This window comes from Faecalimonas sp. LCP19S3_D12 (assembly GCF_052121495.1).
In the GTDB taxonomy this organism is placed as follows: Bacteria; Bacillota; Clostridia; order Lachnospirales; family Lachnospiraceae; genus Faecalimonas.
The window spans coordinates 136962-149903 of the sequence record NZ_JBQKED010000001.1 but is presented as its reverse complement, the minus strand read 5'-3'; the positions used below and the strand labels follow the sequence as shown (position 1 = coordinate 149903).

At 41.2% G+C, this 12942-nt stretch carries 13 protein-coding genes and 1 other RNA gene; all 14 read left to right on the top strand.

Going from position 1 to position 12942, the window contains the following annotated elements; translation table 11 throughout:
- Window positions 1-336: 336 nt before the first annotated feature.
- The 14 genes from ACTQXY_RS00635 to ACTQXY_RS00570 all read left to right on the top strand — a co-directional run bounded on the left by ACTQXY_RS00635 (window position 337) and on the right by ACTQXY_RS00570 (window position 12940).
- On the top strand, window positions 337-1170 hold the full coding sequence (locus ACTQXY_RS00635; RefSeq protein ID WP_441657849.1) for a DUF5685 family protein: 834 nt from the start codon (window positions 337-339) through the stop codon (window positions 1168-1170).
- A gap of 6 nt (window positions 1171-1176) precedes the next feature.
- Window positions 1177-1794: a J domain-containing protein gene (locus tag ACTQXY_RS00630; protein ID WP_441657846.1), complete on the top strand. Its 618-nt coding sequence runs from the start codon at window positions 1177-1179 to the stop codon at window positions 1792-1794.
- Entirely contained in the window at window positions 1785-2318 is a 534-nt protein-coding gene (locus ACTQXY_RS00625) for a hypothetical protein (RefSeq protein WP_441657848.1), read from the top strand. The genes ACTQXY_RS00630 and ACTQXY_RS00625 overlap by 10 nt, the downstream gene beginning before the upstream one ends.
- Window positions 2319-2420: 102 nt before the next feature.
- Window positions 2421-3053 (top strand): 4'-phosphopantetheinyl transferase superfamily protein, encoded by a 633-nt coding sequence (locus tag ACTQXY_RS00620; protein ID WP_441657845.1) that lies wholly within the window; start codon window positions 2421-2423, stop codon window positions 3051-3053.
- A gap of 19 nt (window positions 3054-3072) precedes the next feature.
- A complete protein-coding gene (locus ACTQXY_RS00615; protein WP_441657844.1) occupies window positions 3073-3918 on the top strand; it encodes a D-alanyl-D-alanine carboxypeptidase family protein in 846 nt (281 codons plus the stop codon).
- A gap of 13 nt (window positions 3919-3931) precedes the next feature.
- Window positions 3932-4678 carry a hypothetical protein gene (locus ACTQXY_RS00610; protein WP_441657843.1) on the top strand — a complete coding sequence of 249 codons (747 nt, stop codon included), beginning with the start codon at window positions 3932-3934 and terminating at the stop codon, window positions 4676-4678.
- A 35-nt stretch (window positions 4679-4713) separates the two neighbouring features.
- Entirely contained in the window at window positions 4714-6120 is a 1407-nt protein-coding gene (locus tag ACTQXY_RS00605) for a deoxyguanosinetriphosphate triphosphohydrolase (RefSeq protein WP_441657842.1), read from the top strand.
- 92 nt (window positions 6121-6212) lie between these two features.
- Window positions 6213-7136: a DUF6128 domain-containing protein gene (locus tag ACTQXY_RS00600; RefSeq protein ID WP_441657841.1), complete on the top strand. Its 924-nt coding sequence runs from the start codon at window positions 6213-6215 to the stop codon at window positions 7134-7136.
- Window positions 7137-7209: 73 nt separating this feature from the next.
- Window positions 7210-7683 carry a tRNA adenosine(34) deaminase TadA gene (tadA, locus tag ACTQXY_RS00595; protein ID WP_441657847.1) on the top strand — a complete coding sequence of 158 codons (474 nt, stop codon included), beginning with the start codon at window positions 7210-7212 and terminating at the stop codon, window positions 7681-7683.
- 102 nt (window positions 7684-7785) lie between these two features.
- Window positions 7786-8034 carry a peptide deformylase gene (locus ACTQXY_RS00590; RefSeq protein WP_441657840.1) on the top strand — a complete coding sequence of 83 codons (249 nt, stop codon included), beginning with the start codon at window positions 7786-7788 and terminating at the stop codon, window positions 8032-8034.
- Window positions 8035-8072: 38 nt separating this feature from the next.
- Window positions 8073-8334, top strand: an RNA gene (ffs, locus tag ACTQXY_RS00585) — signal recognition particle sRNA large type.
- A 108-nt stretch (window positions 8335-8442) separates the two neighbouring features.
- Entirely contained in the window at window positions 8443-10170 is a 1728-nt protein-coding gene (locus tag ACTQXY_RS00580) for a B12-binding domain-containing radical SAM protein (protein ID WP_441657839.1), read from the top strand.
- Between the two features lie 192 nt (window positions 10171-10362).
- Window positions 10363-11937: a VanW family protein gene (locus tag ACTQXY_RS00575; protein WP_441657838.1), complete on the top strand. Its 1575-nt coding sequence runs from the start codon at window positions 10363-10365 to the stop codon at window positions 11935-11937.
- 10 nt (window positions 11938-11947) lie between these two features.
- The gene (locus tag ACTQXY_RS00570; protein ID WP_441657837.1) at window positions 11948-12940 is read left to right on the top strand and encodes an AIR synthase-related protein; all 993 of its coding nucleotides are present in this window, start codon (window positions 11948-11950) and stop codon (window positions 12938-12940) included.
- The last annotated feature ends 2 nt before the right edge of the window (window positions 12941-12942 follow it).

Sequence of the window (12942 nt, the reverse complement as noted above, 5' to 3'; positions counted from 1 at the left end):
TGGTTTTTCGACAATTCCATTATACCAAAGGAACGTATTTATGCCTTTTTAATTGGCTGAAATATTGAATTTTCAAGGTTAATCACACCTTATTGGTGTGGGAAGTTTGAGTTATGGTATTTTCTGTTATTTTTCTTCCATACTAAAATAAAGTTAAATATACAAAATATCGTAGCTTTAGAGGCTAAGATATCTTGTTTTTTTGCAAATATCCCATATAATCATAAAATATTTGTAAAATACTCCAAAAGAAAATCAGAGTATGATATAATAAGCGAGATATGCAAATGTCAATGCTACTTTTTGAGAATGATTTAATTGGAAAGAGGGAAAATCTTGTTTGGATATGTGACAGCGTCTAAGCCGGAACTGAAGATGAAAGATTTTTACAAATATAAGGCGTATTATTGTGGACTGTGCAAAGTCTTACGAGAAAAGCATGGATTTTTAGGACAGTTGACGTTGACCTATGATATGACATTTCTTGTGATTCTGTTACATTCTCTTTATGAGAGTGACATGAGTCTTGAGGAACACCGATGTGTGGTGCATCCGGCGAAAAAGCAGAAGATGCTATATAATGAGATTACGGAATATGCGGCAGATATGAATATTGTGCTGACCTATTTTCATTTTGCAGATGATTGGAAAGATGAGAAGAGCAAGGCGGGACTTGTTGGAGTTCGGGCATTCCGAAAGACATATCTTGAGATTGAAAAAAAATATCCAAAGAAATGCAGGATAATTCGAAGATGCCTAAAAAAACTGCAGACATGTGAGGAGCAGGAAGAAGAGAATATTGATATTACGGCAAGGTATTTTGGAGAGTTGATGGCAGAACTATTGACTTACAGACAGGATGTGTGGACCAAAACTCTGCGTAGGATGGGATTCTATCTTGGAAAGTTTATCTATATTTTAGATGCGTATGACGATGTTGAGAAAGATTTGGAAAATGGCAGTTATAACGCATTGATTTCGTTGTACGGGGAACCGGACTTTGATGAGCGATGCAAAGAGATGATGACCTATGTGTTGGCAGAATGTACCAGTCAGTTTGAACGTCTGCCATGTATTGAAGATGCGGACATACTGAGGAATATTTTGTATGTAGGCGTGTGGGAAAAGTATGATAAAAAGCAGTTGGAAAAAAATAAAGAAGAGGAATAGAAGATTATGATAGCAAATCCATATGAGGTGTTAGGTGTTTCACCAAGTGCAAGTAACGATGAAGTAAAAAGAGCATACAGGGAGATGAGCAGAAAGTATCACCCGGATTCGTATGTAGACAATCCGCTGTCAGGGTTGGCAGAGGAAAAGTTTAAAGAGATTCAGGAAGCGTATGATCAGATTATGAAGGAACGGGAAGGCGGTTTTTCCGGATCTTATACAGGTGGTCAGCAGCAGTCTTATTCCGGAGGCGGTCAGGAGACTGTGGAACTTCAGGCGGCAAGAAACTATATTAATACACGGCGTTTCCGGGAGGCATTAAATGTGCTTTCTAATATACCGAATCGAAATGCGATGTGGTATTATTACAGTTCGATAGCCAACATGGGTTTGGGAAATAATCTTGTGGCGGTAGATCATGCGAAACAGGCGGCGGCAATGGAGCCGAACAATATGGAATATGTAAATTATGCAAATCAGTTGCAGTTTAGAGGACAGCGTTATCAGAATACGGGATATGGCTATGGTCGTCCATCGTATGGAACGGGAAACTTATGTTGTGATTTATGGTGTGCAGACACACTGTGCGAATGTATGGGAGGCGATCTTTGCTCATGCATGTAAATGCGAAAAAAATGGCATTCACAGGAGTGCTCGCAGCATTTGCGGTCATTTTACTTGTGTTGAGTGCAGTGATTGAGACAAGCAGCCTGTTCCTGATCGCAGCGGCAGCATTCTGTGTCGGGATTGTATTGCGGGAATGGGGAATCAAGGCAGGCGCAGCGTTTTTGGCAGCAAGTTTTGTGGTGGGGCTGATTGTGGCGCCGAATCGTCTGTACTGTATTACATTTCTTGCAATGGGGATTTATTTGGTGTTGAGCGAGATCCTTTGGGAGAAGGTTGCCCAAAGTTCCAAGATTCAGAAAAAGACAGTTGCGGTGTGGATTGGAAAATACATAATCTTTAATGCCATGTTTATTCCGGTGCTGCTTATTTTTCCGACTTTGATTTTGGCAGAAGAAGCAGTAGAAAAGATGTTTTGGATTGTCTTGATCGGAGCACAGGCGGGGGTGTTTGTATTTGACAAGGCGTATATGTACTTTCAGATTTTTATATGGGGAAAATTGCGAAACAAGGTTATGAAGTGAGGGCAGAGAAAAATCTGTCCTTTTTAGTATAGAAATAAATAAATTTCTATGGAAAAAAAATAATAACATATGGTATTATAGCATATGAAGGAAGTTGAACATATGATTAGAACATGGGTTGCAGATGTAACATCTTTATTGAAGAAAGAAAAATATTTACAATACTACAAAAAAGTTCCAGATTTTCGTAAGGAAAAGGCGGATAAGATTATATGTCAGGAAGGAAAAGCTTTGAGCATAGGGGTATGGATATTATATGAGCAGATGCGAGAAGCATATGACATATCAGAAGATCTGGTTTTTAACCTGTCTCACTCAGGACATTATGCACTTTGTTCCATTACGGATATTGAAAGCAATGCGACGTATCTTGGGTGCGATATCGAAGGTGTCAAACAGGTTAGGCTGGATGTTGCCAGACGTTTTTTTTGTACGTCCGAATTTCAAAGAATCTTGGAGCAGAATACGGAAGAGGAAAGAGCAGAGGAGTTTTATCGCTACTGGGTGCTGAAGGAAAGTTTTATGAAAGCAACTAGGCTTGGCATGAAATTAGGATTAGATCAGTTTGAGATTGCGTTTTCAAAAGAGGGGAATCCATATCTGATAAAACAACCAGAAGAATTTCCTCAGAAATATTATTTTAAGGAGTACGAAGTTGCTGATATTCCTTGTAAAATTGCGGTTTGTTCTAATTGCGGTGAATTTTCAAACACGATAGAAAAGATTGAATTATAGAAACAAAGAGGAGAAGGGTATGCGAAGTTCCAAAATGTGGAGATATTATAGCAGTTTGGTGGAGAGAAAAGTAAAACGAATACGGAGAACAAAGAGACAGCTTATGGCTGTCGGTGTAGGGTGTCTCGTTCTTGGATTGATATTGGGGACTGTATTTGGTGGTATGAGACAGAAGAAAAAAACGGAAAAACGGACGAAAGAGACAATAGCTGAGGTGCGAAAGGAAGAGAGGCAAAAAACGAAAGAAGTTCAAAGAGAGTTGGAGCGGGTACATCAGGAATATGAGGAGGAAGAAAAAGAATTGCCGTGGAATATGGTGTTGGTAAATTCTTCTCATCCGATGGAAGATGGATATGTGCCGGAACTCACGGAGGTGGCGAAAGGATATAGTGTGGATTCTAGAATTGCAGAGCCGCTCAACAGTATGCTGAAGGCAGCAGAGGCAGAAGGGATGAACATTATTATCTGTTCAGCGTATCGCTCTATTGAAAAACAGACACAAGTTTTTAATCTTTCTGTACAGGAACGGCTGAATACTGGGTTGAACTATTGGGAGGCATATGAGGATACCAAATTGAGCGTTGCACTTCCAGGGACAAGTGAGCATGGGCTTGGACTTGCACTTGATTTGATTTCCAATCAATATTCGGAATTGGATGAAAAGCAGGCGGAGACAAAAGAGGCAAAATGGCTAGAAGAAAATTGTTATAAGTATGGGTTTATTCTGCGCTATCCACCGGAGAAAACCGCTGAAACGGGAATTATATATGAGCCTTGGCATTACCGGTATGTGGGTGAGGAAGATGCAAAGAAAATTATGGAATCAGGTATGACTTTGGAAGAGTATTTGGAAGAGAGTTACTAAGGAGGAAACGGACATGGAGAATCTGACATTTGGTGAACAGGTGAAAATTATCTTAAGTCGTAAGGGGATGACGATCAAAGAGCTGGCAGAGCAGATTGAAAAACGAACCGGGAAGAATATGTCTAGACAGAACATGACACAACGGTTAAAAAGAGATAATTTTCAGGAACAGGACATGCGTATGATTGCAGAGATATTAGGCTGTTCTTTTCAGTTGAGCATTATGGAACAGGTGGAGACGATTGTGACGGAAGAACAACCAAAGCTGGCTGAGAGAGAAGTGAGGAAAGAAAACACGGCAGAATCGTCACAAAAGCCATCGGAAACTAAATCGGAGAACCGTGTCACAGAGCGTGATATTACTGTTGGAGAGCTTGTGAAAATGAGTGAAGAACTTCAGCTAGAGCCAGTAGTAGAACCGATGAAAGAGATACCAAAAAAAGTGGAGGAAAAGAAGAGTGGTTTTAGTGGAATCAGAGGATATATAAGAAAGCCGAAATTTCGGACTCCAGATACAAAGAAAGTGGCAGAGATGAAAGAGTCAGAAATACCGATTCTTGGAGAAATTAATCCGTATACTGGAAAAGAATATCAGACGAACAGTGTGCGTATGCATCCAAAGCGAATCGGTTATGTGCAAGTGTATGATCAGGAACAACATAAATGGACAGATATGACGGAGTGGGCATTTCTAGGGTATCAGGAGCGGAAGAAGGCGCTGCTTGGAAAAGATTATGATCCGCCAATCTATCTGGATTAATGCAAACAGTTTGCGTGAAGGGAAGGGGTGAAAGTATGAAGTGGAATCAATTATTATCCAGCAAAAGGAACAGAGAGTTTGGAGGGGGAAATAAGACAGCAGATCTACGAAGTGAGTTTGAAAAGGATTACCACCGGATTATTGGGAGTGCATCATTTCGGCGGCTTCAAGACAAAACACAGGTATTCCCTTTGGATAAAAGTGATTTTATTCGGACGAGGCTGACACATTCTTTGGAAGTGTCCTCTTTTGGAAAATCTTTGGGACAAAATATTGGGGAATCGATTTTGGCATATCAGAAGGATTTGAATTTTACGCCGAAGATGAAAGAGGAGATTTGCAATATTTTACAGTGTGCGGGTTTGATTCATGATATTGGGAACCCACCATTTGGACATTTTGGTGAGACAGTGATCCGCGATTGGTTTAAGAGGAACCTTCCAGTTGTGACATTTTGTGGACAGAGTGTTGAGCAGGTGTTGGATGAGCAGATGCGAGAAGATTTTTACCATTTTGAAGGAAATGCGCAGGCGCTCAGACTTGTCAGTAAGCTGCACTATCTTGTGGATGAGTATGGGATGAATCTGACGTATGCCCTGCTTGGGACAATCGTGAAATATCCGGTATCTTCTTTGGAAATCGATACGACAACAGGAAATATCAAGGATAAAAAGCTTGGATATTACTATGCAGATCAGGAACTTTATGAGGAGATTGCTAAGACCACCGGAACGAACGGAAAGCGCCATCCGCTGACCTATATTTTGGAAGCAGCAGACGATATTGCTTATAAGACGGCGGATATTGAAGATGCGTTTGTGAAAGGATTTCTTTCTTATCATCAGTTGAAAGAGGAGTTAGTTTCTCTTGCAAATGAGGAAAATGAATATTCTTTTCATGCGTTGGAGAAATTGGAAGCAAAGTATGCGAGCGGGCAGCGGCGAAAGGTGAAAAATCCGGAGGAGTATGCGGTAAAGAACTGGATTGTGCAGATGCAGGGATTTTTGATCAATTGTGCGACGGATGGATTTACTTCGAACTATGAGAAAATTATGAGTGGGACATATTGCTATGATTTGTTTCATGGGACATATGGGGAAAAGCTGATGAATCTTTTGGGAGATATCGCATATCGACATGTGTTCTCTACATCGGTTATTTATAAGATGGAGATGTCGGAGGCTGTGATGCTTGATTTTCTGTTGGACAAGTTCGTAAAGGCGGCAATTGATTACGATACGGATACAGAGTTGAGTGAGACCAATAAACGAATTATTTCGTTTATTTCGGAAAACTATAAGAGTGCATACCACTGTCATGCGCAAGGGAAAAGCGAGCAGGAAAGATTGTATTTAAGACTTCTACTTGTGACGGACTATATCTGTGGAATGACAGACAGTTATGCGAAAAGACTATACCAGGAGATGAATGCAATCATATAGAAAAGTGGCAGCGGTATGCTGCCGTTTTTTGGTTCTTTTCTTTTTGAAAGATGAATAAAGTGTCTTATAGAAGTAAGAAAGGAATGAGATTTATGAAACAGATCATCCGGTATTTGTACGAGTATGAAAATGGAAACAGGACCCGAAATGTTGGTTTTATAAAGTTAGAAAAACGAGTGGATAAATGTGCAATTCAGATACATGGAAAGAACCTTGATTTTGGACAGGAAAAGAAATTGGGTGTATTTGTGTTTTATACGCAAGGAGAGGAATGTATAGGAATTCCGCAAGGAGTAATCGAAGATGTAGCTCCGGTGATTAATTATATTTTAAAGTTCGAGCCGCAGGACGCAGGAGGAAAAGAAGTGTTTGAAGAGCTTGCGGGACTGATTTTGCAAAACAATTCTGGGAAAACATACGCTGCGATGTGGAAAGAGGAAGCAGCGGATATACAACATATGGTGACTGAACACAGAGAAGTGCAGGGGGGAAGAGAAGATACAGAAGAGGAGAATGAGGAAGAGATATCAGAGGAAATGGCAGAAGATGCATTAGAGGACAGACAAGAATTAAAAGATATGAGAGGAAATGCAGAGACGGCGTTGGAACTTACGACAGAAGAGACGAAAGAGCGAGAGAGCTTGATTGAGCATGTGGAAAAACTAGTGGAACAGCAGGAGTTTACGGAGGAGGTAGAAGCGTATATACCACCGAAGACAAGAACATACGAGAAAATTCAAAGACAGGATCTTGCAAGATTACCGAGAACACAGTGGCATTTGGCAAACAATAGTTTTTTGCTGCATGGATTTTATAATTACCACCATCTCCTGTATATTGAGGAAGGGGAAAACCGCTGGATTGGTGTGCCTGGAATTTATCATGAAAAAGAGCGAGCAGCAGCCAGAGCATTTGGGTTTCCGCAATTTCATCGTGTTATGGATGCGGATCTTGAATTATCGGTAGAAGAAAAGAATACATTTGATGATTTTGGATATTGGTGTCGACAGATTTAGAAGAAATCAGTATAATTAAGAACGAGTTTTATTTGGGAGTTTGAAGTTGGAAGATACAAAAGGTGAGTGTATGATGAACAAAGATGAAAAATATATGAAAGAGGCGATCAAGCAGGCAAAAAAGGCATATACACTTGGAGAGGTTCCAATTGGATGCGTGATCGTTTACGAAGATAAGATTATCGGACGTGGATATAATCGCAGAACAATTGACAAAAATACGATTGCGCATGCGGAGATGATGGCAATCAAAAAGGCGAGTAAGAAAATGGACGACTGGAGGCTTGAGGATTGTACAATGTATGTTACATTGGAGCCGTGTCAGATGTGTTCGGGGGCCATTGTACAGTCCAGAATGAAGAAGGTTGTTGTAGGATGTATGAATCCGAAAGCAGGATGTGCGGGATCGATTCTGAATTTACTACAGATGGAAGAATTCAATCACCAGGTGGAATTGGAAATAGGTGTGTTGGAAGAAGAATGCAGTGCGTTGATGAGGAATTTTTTTAAAGAGTTGAGGGAAAAACGAAAAGCGGAGTCGAAATGACATTCTGAATTGCATACACAATTATTGGTTGAAGTTGAAAAAGAAGCGTACTATAATAATATATATGCAACGAAGACTGATTTTTGCAAGAGGTGATGGAAGATGGCAGTAAGACAGCTTAGAATGTTTGATGATGAGATTTTAAGAAAACAATGCAAAGAAGTTACGGTAATTGATGAGAAAGTGAAATGTCTGATAGAGGATATGGGCGACGGACTGTTGAAACTGATCAATCCGAAGATTGTTGCGGTAGAAGGAGCACTTGCGAAGTGTTTTTGTCATGAGATTGATCATCTGAATGGAAAACTATTTTTGGACGAAGTGATAGAATTTATCGATTTCGATGAATAGCATTGACAAATGTACTGTCTGGAGAGTATAATATAGACTCGTGCAGCCGGGGCGTTAGCGGTGCCTTGTACCTACAATCCGCTATAGTAGGGGTGATGTTACACGGAGGGCTTTTATTTGTGGAGCTGCCTTTTGAAAGTGGCGTTGATGTTTGGGTCTCACGCGACGGGAATCTGTGAACCGTGTCAGGTCGGGAACGAAGCAGCACTAAGCAGAACCTTCCGGGTGCCGTGAGGGTGCCTGGGCTGAGTTAACTGCAAAAGTAACGTTCATGGAGCGAGTTCGAAGTGTAACGCACGAAAAGAAAAATGCTATTGTATGGACAGTTTGAGATTGTCTATACAATAGCATTTTTACTATATAAGGAAATTTGATTTTCAGATACAAAAAGAGAAGGAGAGATATGCTATGAACATTGTTTTGGCGGCGATTAATGCGAAATATATTCACTCGAATCTGGCTGTGTACAGTCTGAGAGCGTACGCGCAGCAGTATAAGGATGAGATACAGATTGCAGAATATACGATCAATCAGCAGATAGACGATATTTTGATGGATTTATATAAGAAAAAACCGGATGTCTTATGTTTTTCCTGCTATATATGGAACCTGTCTTATGTGGAAGAACTGATTCGGGAGCTTGGGAAGATATTCCCGAGTGTTCCAATTTGGGTGGGTGGTCCAGAGGTATCCTACGATACAAAAGATGTGCTGGAACGTCTTCCGGAAGTGACAGGGGTGATCTTCGGAGAGGGGGAAAAGACATTTTTGGAAGTGGTGGAGTATTATCACGGAAAAGATGTGAAGCTTTCGGAGATTAAAGGAATTGCCTACCGTGGAGAAGAGGGACAATTTTTGCAGAATTCATGGCGTGAAGTTATGGATTTGAGCGAAGTTCCGTTTGTGTATCACGATATGGCAGATTTTAAGAATAAGATCATCTACTATGAGTCGAGCAGAGGGTGTCCGTTTTCCTGCAGTTACTGCCTTTCTTCGATAGACAAATGTCTGCGTTTCCGAAAACTTGAATTGGTAGAAAAAGAACTTCAGTTTTTTATTGATGAGAAAGTGCCGCAGGTGAAGTTTGTGGATCGAACTTTTAACTGTAACCATAAGCATGCGATTGCAATTTGGAAATATATCAAGGAGCATGACAAAGGAATCACGAATTTTCATTTTGAAGTGGCGGCAGATTTGCTGAATGAAGAAGAATTGAAGCTGATTGAGTCGATGCGTCCGGGACTGATACAGCTTGAAATCGGGGTGCAGTCTACGAATGAACAGACGATTCGTGAGATTCGGCGAACGATGCGGTTTGAGGAAGTGGCACGTATTGTGCAGCGCATCAATCAGGGCGAAAATGTGCATCAACATCTGGACTTGATCGCAGGACTTCCGTATGAAGACATGGAGAGTTTTCAAAAATCTTTTGATGATGTGTATCGGCTCCACCCGGAACAGCTTCAGCTTGGATTTTTGAAAGTGCTGAAAGGTTCCTATATGGAATCACAGAAGGAACGGTATGGACTTGTATATAAGAGCCGTCCGCCGTATGAGGTGCTCTATACAAAGTGGCTGTCGTATGAAGAGATGATGCAGTTAAAGAGCGTGGAAGAGATGGTGGAGGTCTACTATAACAGCGGGCAGTTTTCTTATTGCCTGCGAAAATTGGAAGAAGAGTATGCATCACCATTTGTATTGTATCAGGGACTTGGCAGATATTATGAGAATCATGAACTGCACCTGATGAGTCATTCCAGAATTACAAGATATGAGATTTTACTTGGATTTATCAGAGAAAAACATAAAGAACGAGAGAGTCTTTACAGAGAACTTTTGACATTTGATCTATATCTTCGCGAGAATGTCAAAAACCGACCGGAATTTGCGGGAGAGCATGAAGTGTCAAAGGACTGGCTGAATGCATTTTATGAGACGGAATCAAAAGAGCATCAATATTTGATTGGATATGAAGCATACGATAAAAGACAGTTGCGAAAAATGACTCATATTGAAAAATTTCATTATGATGTACTTGGAACATGTGAAGAAAAAGAGAACTTCATTTTGTTTGATTATCAGAATAGAAGCAGGCTGACACATCAGGCGGCAGTAACTGAGGTCGAGACAGAATAACATTTCAACAATGTTTCTTGCAAAAATACGATAAAGAGTTTAGAATGTAAACAAATGTATAAAATCGAGGTGTGAATAATGAATTTTTATGATAAAAAAGTAAGAAAAATCATGGCGATTACGATCATGGTTATTATTATAGCGATGGTTGCGACAAGTGTGATTCCATATTTAGTGTAGAGAGGATTGATTATGCAAAAAACAACACAGGATAGAAAACGAAAAATGAATGCAAAAGAGAAACAAAGATTGCTTGTAGTAGCAGGAATTATTGTGTTTTCAATTCTTATTGTGTTCGGAATTGTCTATTTTGTATTTCGTAGCCGGGTGATGAGCACTGCGGACAATGAGATTTATAATAATGTCTATGTTGAGACGGTGGATGTGTCCGGTATGAAAAAAGCAGAGGCAAAAAGGGCAGTAGAAGCAAAGATCAAAAAATATCAAGAACAGAGTATTTCGCTTCATATAGAAGAAGAGAATGTACAAGTGACACTAGGAGAGATTGGTTTTACGATAAAAGATGTGGATGGACTTGTAGAAAAGGCACTTGATTATGGAAAAGATGGAAGTATCTGGAGTCGGTATTTCGAAGTGAAAAAGCTTGACAAAGGAAAAGAAGTCATTTCTGCAATATATGAGATCGACAGCGAGAAGGCGAAGGCAGTTTTTGAAGAGAAAGCGCAGCCGTTGGAAAAAGTAGCGGCAAGTGCGACGATTACACGAGAGAACGGTGCATTTGTCATTACAGATGAAGTTCAGGGAAAGACGATTGATGCAGAAGCCTCAGTAAAAGCCATTGAGACATATTTGAATAAGAAATGGGATAAGAAAGAGGCATCTGTGGATCTTGTGTCTGTCTCAGATGTACCGGATGTTACTCGGGAGCAGTTGGAGACGATTCAGGATACACTTGGAACATTTACTACATATTGCGGAAGCGGAGGCGGAAGAGTGCAGAATATAGAATCCGGAACTGCTCATATTAATGGGGCCTTGGTGATGCCGGGAGAAGAGTATTCTGCTAATGCAGCGATGGAGCCTTATACCACGGAGAATGGGTTTACAGAAGCTGGATCTTATGAGAATGGGAAAGTTGTACAGAGTATGGGCGGTGGTATTTGTCAGGTATCCACAACACTTTATAATGCCGTGATCCTTGCGGAACTGGAGGTGACGCAGAGGCAGCCGCATTCCATGCTAGTAGATTATGTGAAGCCATCTATGGATGCGGCAATCGCAGGTGACTATAAGGATTTGAAATTCAAGAATAATACAGAGACACCAATTTATATTGAGGGATATATATCGGGTGGGAATCTTACATTTACAATTTATGGAAAAGAGACGAGAAATGCGAACCGGAGTATTGAGTTTGTCAGTGAGACGTTGAGCACAACACCGGCAGGAAAGAAATTCGTCGAGTCTGGAGATTCACTTGGCGTGATGACAAAGAGTGGTTCCGGACATACGGGAAAGACGGCGAGACTTTGGAAGGTTGTCTATGAAAATGGACAGGAAGTGAGCCGAGATATTTTTAACAACAGTACATACAGTACGTCACCAGTCACAGTGAATGTGGGAACGGCATCAGATAATGCAGAGGCTTCTGCACTTGTAAAGGCGGCAATCGCCACACAGGATGAAGGGCAGATCAACAATGCAATTGCAGAGGCGAAGGCAAAGATTGAGGAGGCTGCAAAAAAGGCGGAAGAGGAGGCACAGAATGCACAGAATGCGACACCGCCGGAAGCGCCGACAGAGTAAGGAGAAAGTTATGAAGGTAGGAAAAGTATCCCAGACCGTGTTAAAGCGTTCGCTTTTAAAACCGTTGCAATTTCATAGAGAAGAATCGATGTTTCCACCGTCTGTAGAAGAGATGTGTTATGGGATAAAAGCAGGAGAAGGGGAGGAAGTGTTATCTTCTACCACCGTTCTATATGGGAACGAGAAAGATTTGGGTGTGTTTGCACTTGCGCAGGTGGCAAATGATCTTGCAACCCGGGGTGCAGTACCTGTAGGGGCAGCGGTGCATATTATGCTTCCGCCGTATGCGTATGAATCTCGTCTGAAAGCGATGATTGAGTATGTGGAACGAGCGGGAAGCGCGCATGGTATTCAGATTATATGTGCCAAAGCGGAGATAAGTCCCGCAATCAATCAGGCAATCGTATATGTGAATGGTATGGGCGTAGTAAAGAAGGAAGAACTTTTAAGAAGCTGTATGGGGAGACCAGAACAGGATATTGTGCTTCTAAAGTGGATCGCGCTGGAAGGAACATTGCGCGTGATGCGGGAAAAAGAAGAAGAATTGTCAAGACGGTTTATCCCGGCATTTTTGAATCCGATTCGAGAGATGGAAGGAGAACTGTTCTCTGTGGATGAGCTGCAGATTGCAAAAAAAATGGGAGTATCGGCGATGCACCAGATTATCGAAGGTGGGATTTTGGCAGCTTTATGGGAGATGGCGGAAAGTTCCGGTGTGGGGATTGAGGTTGATTTGAAAAAGATGGCGATTAGACAGGAGACGGTGGAGATTTGTGAATATTTTCATTTGAATCCGTATCAGCTCACATCGGCGGGAAGTGTTTTGCTCTTTGCAGAAGATGGCGAGAAGCTTGTGGAGAAATTCCAAAAGGAAGGGAGACAGGCGGTCGTTCTTGGAAGGACGACTGTAGATACTGCGAGAGTCATTTTGGGCGGCGAAGAGAGAAGATATCTTGACAGACCGGCGCCGGATGAATTATTAAAGATGTATGAGTCAAAGTAAGG

Coding starts and splice junctions, on each gene's coding strand:
- ACTQXY_RS00575 (WP_441657838.1), top strand. CDS start 10,363: ATGCAAAAAACAACACAGGATAGAAAACGAAAAATGAATGCAAAAGAG.
- ACTQXY_RS00600 (WP_441657841.1), top strand. CDS start 6,213: ATGAAACAGATCATCCGGTATTTGTACGAGTATGAAAATGGAAACAGG.
- ACTQXY_RS00580 (WP_441657839.1), top strand. CDS start 8,443: ATGAACATTGTTTTGGCGGCGATTAATGCGAAATATATTCACTCGAAT.
- tadA (WP_441657847.1), top strand. CDS start 7,210: ATGAACAAAGATGAAAAATATATGAAAGAGGCGATCAAGCAGGCAAAA.
- ACTQXY_RS00625 (WP_441657848.1), top strand. CDS start 1,785: ATGCATGTAAATGCGAAAAAAATGGCATTCACAGGAGTGCTCGCAGCA.
- ACTQXY_RS00620 (WP_441657845.1), top strand. CDS start 2,421: ATGATTAGAACATGGGTTGCAGATGTAACATCTTTATTGAAGAAAGAA.
- ACTQXY_RS00570 (WP_441657837.1), top strand. CDS start 11,948: ATGAAGGTAGGAAAAGTATCCCAGACCGTGTTAAAGCGTTCGCTTTTA.
- ACTQXY_RS00615 (WP_441657844.1), top strand. CDS start 3,073: ATGCGAAGTTCCAAAATGTGGAGATATTATAGCAGTTTGGTGGAGAGA.
- ACTQXY_RS00605 (WP_441657842.1), top strand. CDS start 4,714: ATGAAGTGGAATCAATTATTATCCAGCAAAAGGAACAGAGAGTTTGGA.
- ACTQXY_RS00610 (WP_441657843.1), top strand. CDS start 3,932: ATGGAGAATCTGACATTTGGTGAACAGGTGAAAATTATCTTAAGTCGT.
- ACTQXY_RS00630 (WP_441657846.1), top strand. CDS start 1,177: ATGATAGCAAATCCATATGAGGTGTTAGGTGTTTCACCAAGTGCAAGT.
- ACTQXY_RS00590 (WP_441657840.1), top strand. CDS start 7,786: ATGGCAGTAAGACAGCTTAGAATGTTTGATGATGAGATTTTAAGAAAA.